Origin of the sequence: Plantactinospora sp. B5E13, assembly GCF_039871775.1 — a bacterium.
In the GTDB taxonomy this organism is placed as follows: Bacteria; Actinomycetota; Actinomycetes; order Mycobacteriales; family Micromonosporaceae; genus Plantactinospora.
In genome coordinates, this window is record NZ_JBDPLT010000005.1 from 110,570 (window position 1) to 122,028 (window position 11,459).

An 11,459-nucleotide genomic window follows, 5' to 3' on the forward strand; every position below is an offset into this window, starting at 1 on the left:
AATCTCCCGGGGACCGAGTCGGCGGTCCCCGGCGGATTCCGGTCGCCACAGGACCTAGGCTCTGCCTCATGGAGCAGGAACAGTCCGGGGCGGGGCCGACGCCGCCGCAGCCGGAGAGTGTCTTTCCGCCGGGCCTGACCGCCCGGGTCGAGCTGACCGTCGGTGACGCCGACACCGCGCAGGCGGTCGGCTCAGGTGACGTACCGGTGCTGGGTACGCCCCGGGTGCTGGCGCTCGCCGAGGCGGCGACGGTCGCCGCCACCGCGAGTCGGTTGCCGGCCGGGATGACCACGGTCGGGATGCGGGTCGAACTCGACCACCGGGTGCCGACCCCGGTCGGCCGGACCGCCGTCGCGCTGGCCCGGCTGGCCAAGGTCGACGGTCGGCGCCTGCTCTTCGAGGTCGCGGTCACCGAAGGCGCGACGACGGTCGCCGAGGGCCGGGTCGAACGGGTCCTGGTCGACCGCCACCGGTTCGTCGAACGCGCGCTCGGATCCGCATGAGCCCCACCTTCACCGAGGTCGGCGACCGGGTGTACGTCCTGCGTCAGCCGCTGCTCGACGTGAACGTGACCCTGGTGGTCGGGGACGGGGCGGCGCTGGTCGTCGACACCCTCTCCACCGCCGGTCAGGCCGCCGAACTCGTCGCCGCCGCCCGTGAACTGACCCCGGACCCGTTCGTCGTGGTCAACACCCACCACCACTTCGACCACTGCTTCGGCAACCACACGCTGGCCGCCGACCCGGCGTGTCCGGTCTACGCCCACCCGCTGACCCTCGAACGGCTCCGCGACCAGCCGGAGCTGGTCCGCCGGCAGGCGTACGACGAGGTGCTGCCCGCCGAGCCGGCGCTCGCCACCGAGGTGGCTCGGACGAGGATCCTCGCCCCCACCCATCCCGTGCCGTACGAAACGACGCTGGACGTCGGCGGCCGGCCGGTGCTGCTGCGTCATCTCGGTCGGGGCCACACCGACGGGGACCTGGTGGTGCAGGTCCCGGACGCCGACGTCCTCGTCGCCGGTGACCTGATCGAGGAGAGCGGGCCGCCGGCGTTCGAGGACGCGTACCCGTTGGAGTGGGTGGAGACGGTCGCCGCGCTGCTCCGGCTCAGCACGCCAGCGTCGGTGGTGGTCCCCGGGCACGGCGCCGTGGTCGGCCCGGACTTCGTCCGGGCCCAGCACGAGGACCTGGCCGCGCTGGCCTGGCTGATCCGGGACGGCGACGCCGACCACTCGCCGGCCGAGCAGCTCGCCCGGCACGCCCCGTTCGGTCCGGAGGTGGCGTTGACCGCCGTCCGGCGTGGCTACGCCGAGCTGCACGGCGACGCCTGAGCCGGTCAGCCCGGCGAACGGTCGGAACGGTCGGAACGCCCGGGCCGGTCACGTCGGGAGGCGACCCGCCGGCGGTCAGGCCGGGAAGCGCCGGCTCACCGGCGGTCAGGCCGGGAAGCGGCGGGCGACGTCGGACCGGGTCGGCATCGCCACCGCGCCGCCCGGTGACTCGCAGACCAGTCCGGCGACCCGGAGCGCGAACCCGACCCGGTCCCGCCAGCCGGCCGGATACGCCGGCAGGCCATCGGCGAGCAGGTCCGCGACCAGCGCCGCCATCACGGCGTCGCCGGCCCCGGTGGCGTCGACCGCGTCGACCGGTGGCGCCGGCAGCCACTCCGGGCCTCCGGTCGGTCCGGCCCAGACCAGCGCGCCCCGGGCCCCGCCGGTGACCACGACCGTGCCGGCACCGAGGGTGCGCAGCCGCTCCGCCGCGCGCTCGGCGATCCCGTCGCCGGCCCTGCCGGTCGTCCGGTCGCTGTCAGTGCCGGCCGCCCGGTCGCGGTCACCGCCGCCCGGCGCGGGTGGTGCGCCGGCGTCGTCGCCGTAGAGCACCTCGGCGTCGGCGACACTGAGTTTCACCAGGTCGGCGGAGGCGGCGAACTCGGCCACCACGTCCCGCAACTCGTCGACCGCGGACTGGTCCGCGAGCAGCCGGGGTCGGACGTTGGGGTCGAAGACCTTCCAGCCGGTCGCCAACCCCCAGGCCCGCCGGGCGGCGGCCCGCACGGGTGGGCTGAGCAACGCGATCGAGCCGGCGTAGAGCACCCCGGCGCCCTCCACCAGCGGTACGTCGAGTTCCTCCGGCCCGAGCAGCCCGTACGACGGAGGCGTGCCGTAGAAGCGGAAGTCGGGTTCGGCACCGGCGAAGGTGACCACCCCGAGGGTGGTGGCGACCGGTCGCCGTACCACCCCACGCTGGCCGACGCCGACCGTACTCAACAGGTCCCGGATCCGTCCGGCGAGTACGTCGTCCCCGAGCGAGCCGACGAACTCCACCGCTCCGCCCAGCCTGGCCACCCCGACCGCGACGTTGAGCGGTGCCCCGCCGACCGCCTGCCGGTAGACGGGCGCCCCGGCGCACTCCCCGTCCAGCAGGTCGACGAGCGCCTCGCCGAGCACCACCGCGTACCCCATCCGCCTGCCCTCCCGAACCGGCCGGCCGCGACCGGACGACCGTACGCCCGGGCGGGCCCGGCCACGACCTGTCCCGACCGACAGTCCGACCCTGACACACCGGCGGGTCCTGTCACACCGACCTGACATACTCCGCCGCCATGATCAAACAATCCGAGACGGTATCCCGCTACTGGACGGCCTGCGAGGGGCGGGACTGGACGGCGGTCGGCGCCCTGCTGCGCGAGGACGTGGTCTACGACCTGCCGCAGACCCGGGAGCGGATCGTGGGACGGGAGCGGTTCCTGCGGTTCAACATCGAGTACCCGGGCGACTGGCACGTGACCGTGGAACGGGTGGTCGGCGAGGGGCGACACGGGGCGTCCTGGATCCGGGTCGGGTACGAGGGGTCGGAGCTGGCGGCCCTCTCCTTCTTCGAGTTCGACGACGACGGGCTGATCAACCGGATCACGGAGTTCTGGCCCACGCCGTACGACCCGCCGGCCGGGCGGGAGCACCTCGTCGAGCGGTACTGAGATCGAGCGGTACCGAACCGGTGGAATTTCCCCATCGAAAGTTACCTATTGCATCCGGCGTCGATCCGTGATGCGATAGCGCGTACCGAGCCAGTGCGGGGGCTGACGCGCTGTGCCGGGTGCCGGCAGGGCCACGCGAAGGGCACACACATCCGTGATCGGACTGTGCGCCCCGTCGCCACCTGCCTCCGGCGGATACCAGCCCACCACCTTCGCCGGGGCAGCTCGACGACAGCGCGCAGTGTCGGACGCGGGCGCCCGCGAGGGTCCCCCGCAGGTTGTCCGCAGCGCCGTCCCACGCGACTGCGGCACTGCCCCCACGAAGGAGAACTCGGTGAAACGTCTACGCAGGATCGCGGTCCTCGGTGCCGTGGCCGCGCTGGCCGCCGGTGTCATCACGGTGGTCAATTCCGCTCCCGCCAGCGCCCACGGTGCCGCCATGACGCCCGGCAGTCGTACCTTCCTCTGCTGGCGGGACGGGCTCAGCCCGACCGGTCAGATCATCCCCAACAACCCGGCCTGCTCGGCCGCGGTGGCGCAGAGCGGTGCCAACACGCTCTACAACTGGTTCAGCGTGCTGCGTTCCGACGCGGGGGGCCGGACCACCGGATTCGTCCCGGACGGGCAGCTGTGCAGCGGCGGCAACACCTCGTTCAGCGGCTTCAACCTGGCCCGCAACGACTGGCCGCTGACCCACCTGACCGCCGGCGCCACCATGGAGTTCCGGTACAGCAACTGGGCCCACCACCCCGGCACGTTCTACTTCTACGTGACCCGGGACGGGTTCAACCCGAACAGCCCGCTGGCCTGGAGCAGCCTGGAGTCGACGCCGTTCCTGACCGTGACCAACCCGCCGCAGCGCGGGGCGGTCGGCAGCAACGACGGGCACTACTACTTCAGCGGTCGGCTGCCGACCGGTAAGAGCGGCCGGCACATCATCTACTCGCGTTGGGTCCGCTCGGACAGCCAGGAGAACTTCTTCGGCTGCTCCGACGTCACGTTCGACGGCGGCAACGGTGAGGTGACCGGGATCGGTTCGGGCAACGGCGGGCCCAGCAACCCGCCGACCACCACCCCGCCGGGCAACCCGCCCACCACTCCCCCGGGCAACCCGCCGACCACCCCGCCAGCCGGGTCGGCCGCCTGCACCGCCAGCTACCAGCTCACCGGCAACTGGTCCGGCGGCTTCCAGGCCGACGTCACCGTCCGCAACTCCGGCACCTCGGCGCTGAGTGGTTGGACCACCAGCTGGACCTTCGCCAATGGCCAGACCATCGGCAGCCTGTGGAACGGCCAGCACACCCAGAGCGGAAGCTCGGTGACGGTCCGCAACGTCGGACACAACGGCAGCCTCGCCCCAGGGGCGAGTGCCACGTTCGGCTTCGTCGGCAACGTCAGCGGCGGTACGAACGCCGTACCGACGCCGACCTGCAGCAGCCCGTAACCACCACCGCACAACGCGACGGGCCCGGTGCCGATGGCACCGGGCCCGTCCCGTGTCCGGAGTTCCCCCGTCGGGCGGTCCGCTTCCCGCCGCGCGTCAGCGGACCATCGAGCCGACCACCGGCTTGGTGAGCAGGGCGGACTGGTTGCGCTCGATCCCCGGGTCGAGGGTCTTGGCCACGAAGATCGCGTGCCAGATGCAGAAGACCAGCACCGTCCAGACCTTGCGGGAGTGGTCCGCCTCGCCGCGCTTGTGCTCGTCGAGCAGCCGCATCGCGTACGAGAGGTCGAGCAGGTCACCGGCGCCGGAGATGGAGAAGACGTGCCGGGCCCACTCGTACATCTCGCCGGCCAGCCAGACCCGCGTCGGGGTCGGGAAGCCCAGCTTGCGCCGGTTCACGATGGCCGGCGGGACGACGCCGTTGAGCGCCTGCCGCATCGCGTACTTGGTGGCGTCGGAGCGCGGCGGCAGCTTCAGGTCCACCGGGATACCGGCGGCGACCTCGAAGACGTCCCGGTCCAGGAACGGCACCCGCACCTCCAGCGAGTGCGCCATCGAGATCCGGTCCGCCTTGACCAGGATGTCGCCACGCAGCCAGGTGTAGAGGTCGACGTACTGCATCTTGGTGACGTCGTCGAGTTCGGTGCACTCGGCGTAGATCGGCGCGGTGACGTCGGTGTAGCGCACCGAGGGGTCGTACCGGCGCAGCAGGTGCTGCTTCTCCTCCTCGGTGAACATCCGGGCGTTGCCGTAGTAGCGCTGCTCGATCGGGGTGGTGCCGCGCTCCAGGAAGCTCTTGCCCTTGACCCCCTGCGGGATCGCCTTGGAGACCGCCCGCAGGCCCTTCTGCACCCCGCCGGGCAGGCCGTTGACCGCGCCGAGCGAGAGCGGCTCCCGGTAGATGGTGTAACCGCCGAAGAACTCGTCCGCGCCCTCGCCGGAGAGGACCACCGTGACGTGCTCGGCGGCCTTCTTCGCCACGAAGTAGAGCGGCACCAGGGCCGGGTCGGCCACCGGGTCGTCCAGATGCCAGACGATTTTCGGCAGCGCGTTGATCATGTCGTACGGCCCGATCTTGGTCGGGATGGTGGTGACCCCGAGGTGCCGCGCGGAGTCCTGGGCCACCTCGATCTCCGAGTAGCCGGGCACGTCGTAGCCGACGGTGAAGGTCAGGATGTTCGGGTTGAAGTCCCGGGCCAGCGCCACCACCGCGGTCGAGTCGATACCGCTGGAGAGGAAGGCGCCGACCGGCACGTCGGCCCGCATGTGCATCCGGACGCTCTCCCGCAGCGTCTCCCGGATCTGGTGGTAGAGCCGCTCCGGCTCCGGCACCGGCGCGGGCCGGAAGACCGGCCGGTACCAGCGGCGGATCTCGATCTGCTGCCCCGGTGACCAGGTCAGGTACTCCCCCGACCCGATCCGGTTGATGCCCTGGTGCAGGGTGCCGGGCTCGGGCACGTACTGCAGGGTGAGGTAGTGCGACAGGTTGGCGTGGTCGACCCCGGCGTCGCCGTGGTGCGCCGACGGCGCGAACGGCAGCAGCGCCTTCTTCTCCGACGCCAGGTAGACCCCGTCCCGGGTCTGCAGGTAGTGCAGCGGCTTGATCCCGAAGTAGTCCCGGGCGCCGAAGGCCCGGCGGAGCTGCCGGTCCCAGATCACGAAGGCGAACATGCCCCGCAGCCGGTTGAGGACCTGTTCTCCCCAGTAGTGGAAGCCGGCGACGATCACCTCGCCGTCGCCCTGGGTGGCGAACTGCGCGCCGTAGTTGCGGGCCAGCTCCTCCCGCAGCTCGATGTAGTTGTAGATCTCGCCGTTGAAGGTCAGCAGGTAGCGGCCGTTCGCGTACGGCAGCGGCTCGTGGCTGAGCGCCACGTCGATGATCGACAGGCGCTTGTGCGCGAAAACGGCGTCGGTGTACCCGTCCGGGGTCGAAATCACCTCCACACCGGTCTCGTCCGGTCCTCGGTGGTGCAGGCATTCCAACGCGCCGGCCAGGGCGTCGCGGTGTGCGCCGGCGTTGCCGTGCGCGCTGAAGAAGGCCAGGAGTCCGCACATGGCGGTCATCTTTCCACGCGGGCCCCACGGGCGTGCCGGCACCGCCGGCACACGCGGCCCCCGTACGCCCATACGCCGACGGCCGCCCCGGCGCGGTACGGTCGCATCAGGCAGGGTGCGTGATCAACACCCCGACGCCGGGCTCGACCAGTCCGGGGCGGGTCGAGCGGCCGGGACACCCGGCCGGCAGCAGGGAGGAGCGGCGATGTCAGACGAGCGGACCGACATCACGTCGGAGCCGGCGCGGACCGAATCGGCGCAGTTCGGCTCAGCGCCGGCCCCGGTCGGCACGGCGCCGGCCGAGGAGGCGCAGACCTCGGCGGCGCAGACCGACACGGCGCGGACCGAGTCACACGACCCGGACTTCCCGGAGAAGTTCCTCGCCTTCATGCGGCAGGGCTGGCAGGACAGCACGCTGCCGGTCGGTCCGCGGCCCGAGGTACCGAACCACGCCAAGCGCCGGGCGGCGCTGTCGGCCGCGTTCTCCGGCGAGACGCTGGTGGTCCCGACCGGCCCGGAGAAGGTACGCGCCAACGACACCGGATACCCGTTCCGTCCCGGCAGCGACTTCGTCTACCTGACCGGTGACCACGACCCGGACAGTGTGCTGGTGATGCGGCCGAACGGTTCCGGGCACGACGCGGTGCTCTACATGCGCCCCCGGTCGTCCCGGGAGAACGACGAGTTCTTCCGCAGCCGGGACGGCGAACTCTGGGTCGGCCGCCGGCACACGCTGGCTGAGAAGGCCACCGAACTCGGCATCGAGACCCGGCCGCTGACCGAACTCGCCGACGCGCTGGCCGACTGCGCACCGGGTCGCACCCGGGTGCTGCGGGGCCTGGACCCGTCGGTCGACGGCGCCGTCCGGGCGTACGAGCCCCGGCAGGCCGACGGCGACCCGGCTGCCCGGCTCGGCCGGGACCGGGAACTCGCCGCGGTCATCTCCGAGCACAAGCTGGTCAAGGACGAGTGGGAGATCAGCCAGCTGCAGGAGGCGATCGACGCCACGGTACGCGGCTTCGAGGACGTCGCCCGGATCCTGCCCGCCGACCGGCCGGTCGCCGAACGGCTGCTGGAGGGCGTCTTCGGGCTGCGCGCCCGGCACGACGGCAACGACGTCGGCTACAGCTCGATCGTCGGGGCCGGCGAGCACGCCACGATCCTGCACTGGATCCGCAACACCGGCCACACCCGGCCGGGTGAGCTGCTGCTGATGGACATGGGGGTGGAGGGCCGGAACCTCTACACCGCCGACGTCACCCGGGTGGTCCCGGTCTCCGGCACCTTCAGCCCGCTGCAACGGCAGGTCTACGACATCGTGTACGCGTCGCAGCAGGCCGGGATCGACGTCATCCGGCCGGGCGTGACGTTCAAGGACGTGCACCGTACCTGCATGCGGGTGCTCGCCGAGGGCCTCGCCGACCTGGGGCTGCTGCCGGTCAGCGTGGACGAGGCGATGGACGAGCAGTCGATGCTCTACCGCCGGTGGACGCTGCACGGCTTCGGTCACATGCTCGGCCTGGACGTGCACGACTGCGCCAACGCCCGCAAGGAGCAGTACCGGGACGGCACCCTCGGCGAGGGCTACGTGCTGACCGTCGAGCCCGGGCTCTACTTCCAGCCCGAGGACGAACTCGTTCCGGCGGAACTGCGCGGCATCGGGATCCGGATCGAGGACGACGTACTGGTCACCGCGGACGGTGCGGTCAACCTGTCGGCGGGGCTGCCGCGTCGCGCCGACGAGGTCGAGGAGTGGCTGGACGCCCAGCGCGCCGCCGGCCCGCGACTGCCCGGCTGAGCCTGCCGTGCCGGCCGGTCGGGACCGTTCCCGGCCGGCCGCCCCGGTCCCGCACCAGGCCGACGGCCCGGGGTCACGGTTCAACGGCGGACCGGGGTCTCGTACCCGGTCAGCAGCGCCCGGGCCAGCGGGGTGAGTGTGTGGTGTGCGGCCCTGCCGTGCCGGGTGGTCCGGAGCAGTCCGGCGTCGCGCAGCACACTCGCGTGCTGTGACGCGGACGGGGTGCTGATCCCGGCCCGCCGGGCCAGGTCGGTGGTGTTCGCCCCGACCAGGGCGGCCCGCAGCACCGCGGCCCGGGACCGACCGAGCAGCGCGATGAGCGGGTCGGCGGCTTCCGGGGCGTACGCCGGGACGGGTGGCCCGCTCCGACGCGGCTCGTCGGGTCGGCCGCATCCCCCGGACCGGCCCCGCACCGGGTGGGCCTCCGCCGCCCGGCCGTTGCGCACCGCACGCGGGCGACGCACCGGGAAGACCACGACGGCCGGATCCGGCTGGTTGCCGACCCAGAGGTGGCGGGCGAAGACGGACGGCACCAGTACCAGTCCGGTGCCCTCCGGCCGAACGTCGAGGTCGACCGGGGACGCGACGGCGAGCACCGGGCTACGCCAGGCCGCCGACGGGTCGAGCAGACCCAGCAGGGTCTCCACCCCACCGGTGGCCAGCGACCGGCTCCGCTCGGCGACGTCGAGCCGGACGACCGACTCCCAGGCGGCGAGTTCACCGGCCACCCCGCGCTCGTAGTAGGCCCGGACGGCGGCCGCCCGGCTCCGGCAGGTCGAGTTCGTGACCAGCCACGTCAGCGCGCGCTCGAGGCTGGGCTCCTCGGGCAGCGGAGCGAGCAGGTGGGCGGTACCCGGGTCCGCACTGTTGCCGCGCCCGCCGAATCCGCCGTCCCGGGTCGGCCCCACCCGGCCGGGGCGCAGGTCACGCAGCAGCCGGGCCAGTTCCGGGTCGTCGACGACGGGTGCGGTGGCGAGGCTGACCAGGATCTCGTGCAGCGGCAGCGGGGCCGGGGCGAGCCGGGTCCGGGCGATGTCGTCGGGCCCCAACCAGATCCGGATCATCACCACCTCCACCTCGCGTCGACGCGGTCGCCGTTCCTGCCGGACGGCTGTCGCCCGGCGGTACCGTCGCGCTCTGATCACGAGACGCTGTCGCCCCGACCCCCAGTTGTCGGTCTCCCGGATGGTTTGGCCTCGGCCAAAAGCATTGCCGAACCGGGTCGACCGGCTCGTAACTGGTGGGACGTTGCCGCGCGAGGCGCGGCGCCGCCGCCGGCGCCCGCGGTCGCGTCGGCGGCGATCTGTGAAGGAGGCTGCCCCATGCCGGTATCCAGACGCCTGACCTCGAAGGGTCCGGGGCGACGCCCGGGCCGGGCCGTAGCGGTGGCGCTCGCCGTGGTCCTCGCCGCCACGGCGTGCAGCGACAGCGGTGACGATCCCACCGATCCGGGTGGCGGTACGGTCCGAATCGGACTTGTCGAGCCGCAGCACCTGCTGCCGGCGAACACCACCGAGAGCGCCGGCGCCCAGGTGCTCGCCGCGCTCTTCACCCCACTGGTCGAGTTCGACGCCGACCGGCGGCCGGTGGAGGTGGCCGCCGAGTCGATCGAGTCGACCGACAACGTCCTCTGGACGGTACGCCTGAAGCAGGGCTTCACCTTCCACAACGGCGAGCCGGTGACCGCCGACAGTTACCTCAACGCCTGGCACCACGCGGCGTACGGGCCGAACGGCAACGGCGGCTCGTACTTCTTCGAGAAGATCGCCGGGTACGACGACCTGCAGTCACCCGACCCGGACGGCGACGGGCCGCAACGGGCACCCGAACCGAAGGCCCGGAAGCTGACCGGGCTTCGCAAGATCGACGACCACACCTTCACCATCACGCTCTCGGGTTCGTTCGCCGAGTTCAAGTCGGTGCTCGGCTACCACGTCTTCGCCCCGCTGCCGAACGCCGCCTGGGCCTCCGACGGGGTGCTGAAGGAGGGCTTCGAGGAGGCGCTGATCGGCAACGGTCCGTTCCGGATGAAGGGCACCTGGCAGCACGACTCCCGGATCGAGGTGGAGCGGTACGAGGCGTACGCCGGGGCCAAGCCGAAGATCGGCGGGGTGGTGTTCCAGATCTACCAGCAGCTGCCCGCCGAGTACGCCGACCTGGTCGCCGGCAACCTCGACGTGGTACGACAGATCTCGACCGAGAACATCAGCAGCGCGCCGACCGATCTCGGCGACCGGTTCCGGCGCAGCCCGCTGTCGTCCTTCCAGTTCCTCGCCTTCCCGACGTTCCAGTCGGAGTTCGCCCGGCCCGAGGTGCGCAAGGCGATCTCGATGGCGATCGACCGCGACGAGATCGTCCGGACCATCTTCAAGGACACCCAGACGCCGGCCCGGTCCTTCGTCTCCCCGGCGGTGGCGGGCGCCCGGCCGGACACCTGTGGCGAGGCGTGCCAGTTCGATCCGGCCCGGGCGAAGGCGGCGTACCAGGCTGCGGGCGGTCCAGCACGCCTGCAGATCTCGTACAACGGCGACGGCGGCCACAAGGAGTGGATCGACGCGACCTGCAACCAGCTCCGCAACAACCTCGGGGTGGAGTGCCTCGGCACCGCCGAGCCGAGGTTCGCCGACCTGCTGACCAAACTGGAGGAGAAGACCCCGGTCGGGATGTTCCGGCTCGGCTGGTCGATGGACTATCCGTCGATGCAGAACTACCTCGGTCCGCTCTACACCACCAACGGGTCGTCGAACTACTACGGCTACAGCAACCCCGACTTCGACCGGCTGGTCGAGGAGGGCGTGGCCGCGCCGAACCAGACCGAGGCGATCACGAAGTACCAGCAGGCCGAGGAGATCCTCGTCCGGGACATGCCGGTGATCCCGCTGCGGTTCGGGCAGAACAACTACGGCCACTCCGCGCAGGTCCGCGACGTCGAGTTGGACCTGTTCGGCCAGGTCGACCTGCTGAAAATCGACATGACGGGGTAGTCGGGGCCGCGGCCCGTACGGCACAGGTCCGGGCGATGGCCGCTGACGGGAGCGTTGTCGTGCGTCGCCACCGGGTCCGGCCACCGGTGGCGGCGCCGCGTCACCGTCCTGTCCGGACGGTCTTTGCCTTCTCGTCAAGCTCGACTATCTATGCAATAGTGATCACGTCCGAGGAGAGCAACGGGGGCTTGACATGGAC

The 11,459-nt window shown here is 71.9% G+C and carries 9 protein-coding genes; 6 read left to right on the forward strand and 3 right to left on the reverse strand.

Annotated elements, in window-relative coordinates; translation table 11 throughout:
- Window positions 1–68 precede the first annotated feature (68 nt).
- Both ABGB05_RS06915 and ABGB05_RS06920 read left to right on the forward strand, forming a co-directional pair.
- On the forward strand, window positions 69–503 hold the full coding sequence (locus ABGB05_RS06915; protein ID WP_347652340.1) for a thioesterase: 435 nt from the start codon (window positions 69–71) through the stop codon (window positions 501–503).
- The gene (locus tag ABGB05_RS06920) at window positions 500–1,330 is read left to right on the forward strand and encodes an MBL fold metallo-hydrolase (protein WP_347652341.1); all 831 of its coding nucleotides are present in this window, start codon (window positions 500–502) and stop codon (window positions 1,328–1,330) included. Before ABGB05_RS06915 ends, ABGB05_RS06920 begins: the two co-directional genes overlap by 4 nt.
- 105 nt (window positions 1,331–1,435) lie before the next feature.
- Here ABGB05_RS06920 and ABGB05_RS06925 read toward each other — a convergent pair whose 3' ends face one another.
- The gene (locus tag ABGB05_RS06925) at window positions 1,436–2,464 is read right to left on the reverse strand and encodes a PfkB family carbohydrate kinase (RefSeq protein WP_347652342.1); all 1,029 of its coding nucleotides are present in this window, start codon (window positions 2,462–2,464) and stop codon (window positions 1,436–1,438) included.
- Between the two features lie 140 nt (window positions 2,465–2,604).
- Between ABGB05_RS06925 and ABGB05_RS06930 the strand changes: the two genes are divergently transcribed.
- Together ABGB05_RS06930 and ABGB05_RS06935 are read left to right on the forward strand one after the other, a co-directional pair.
- Complete coding sequence (locus ABGB05_RS06930; protein ID WP_347652343.1) at window positions 2,605–2,979, forward strand: nuclear transport factor 2 family protein; 375 nt, start codon at window positions 2,605–2,607, stop codon at window positions 2,977–2,979.
- A gap of 370 nt (window positions 2,980–3,349) precedes the next feature.
- A complete protein-coding gene (locus ABGB05_RS06935) occupies window positions 3,350–4,423 on the forward strand; it encodes a lytic polysaccharide monooxygenase (protein ID WP_347652451.1) in 1,074 nt (357 codons plus the stop codon).
- Window positions 4,424–4,519: 96 nt separating this feature from the next.
- Here the strand turns inward: ABGB05_RS06935 and asnB are convergent, their stop codons facing one another.
- Window positions 4,520–6,478: an asparagine synthase (glutamine-hydrolyzing) gene (gene asnB, locus ABGB05_RS06940; RefSeq protein WP_347652344.1), complete on the reverse strand. Its 1,959-nt coding sequence runs from the start codon at window positions 6,476–6,478 to the stop codon at window positions 4,520–4,522.
- A gap of 205 nt (window positions 6,479–6,683) precedes the next feature.
- On the opposite strand from asnB, the gene ABGB05_RS06945 reads away from it, so the two are divergent.
- Entirely contained in the window at window positions 6,684–8,276 is a 1,593-nt protein-coding gene (locus ABGB05_RS06945; RefSeq protein ID WP_347652345.1) for an aminopeptidase P family protein, read from the forward strand.
- An 80-nt stretch (window positions 8,277–8,356) separates the two neighbouring features.
- On the opposite strand, the gene ABGB05_RS06950 is transcribed toward ABGB05_RS06945, so the two are convergent.
- Window positions 8,357–9,340, reverse strand: coding sequence for a winged helix-turn-helix domain-containing protein (locus tag ABGB05_RS06950; protein ID WP_347652346.1), 984 nt, complete (start codon window positions 9,338–9,340; stop codon window positions 8,357–8,359).
- A gap of 258 nt (window positions 9,341–9,598) precedes the next feature.
- On the opposite strand from ABGB05_RS06950, the gene ABGB05_RS06955 reads away from it, so the two are divergent.
- Window positions 9,599–11,260 carry an ABC transporter substrate-binding protein gene (locus ABGB05_RS06955; protein WP_347652347.1) on the forward strand — a complete coding sequence of 554 codons (1,662 nt, stop codon included), beginning with the start codon at window positions 9,599–9,601 and terminating at the stop codon, window positions 11,258–11,260.
- Window positions 11,261–11,459 lie beyond the last annotated feature (199 nt).

Bases quoted from the DNA above. Each gene is read 5' to 3' on its own strand.
- ABGB05_RS06950 (WP_347652346.1), bottom strand. From the start codon at position 9,340: ATGATCCGGATCTGGTTGGGGCCCGACGACATCGCCCGGACCCGGCTC.
- ABGB05_RS06930 (WP_347652343.1), top strand. From the start codon at position 2,605: ATGATCAAACAATCCGAGACGGTATCCCGCTACTGGACGGCCTGCGAG.
- asnB (WP_347652344.1), bottom strand. From the start codon at position 6,478: ATGTGCGGACTCCTGGCCTTCTTCAGCGCGCACGGCAACGCCGGCGCA.
- ABGB05_RS06915 (WP_347652340.1), top strand. From the start codon at position 69: ATGGAGCAGGAACAGTCCGGGGCGGGGCCGACGCCGCCGCAGCCGGAG.
- ABGB05_RS06925 (WP_347652342.1), bottom strand. From the start codon at position 2,464: ATGGGGTACGCGGTGGTGCTCGGCGAGGCGCTCGTCGACCTGCTGGAC.
- ABGB05_RS06920 (WP_347652341.1), top strand. From the start codon at position 500: ATGAGCCCCACCTTCACCGAGGTCGGCGACCGGGTGTACGTCCTGCGT.
- ABGB05_RS06945 (WP_347652345.1), top strand. From the start codon at position 6,684: ATGTCAGACGAGCGGACCGACATCACGTCGGAGCCGGCGCGGACCGAA.
- ABGB05_RS06955 (WP_347652347.1), top strand. From the start codon at position 9,599: ATGCCGGTATCCAGACGCCTGACCTCGAAGGGTCCGGGGCGACGCCCG.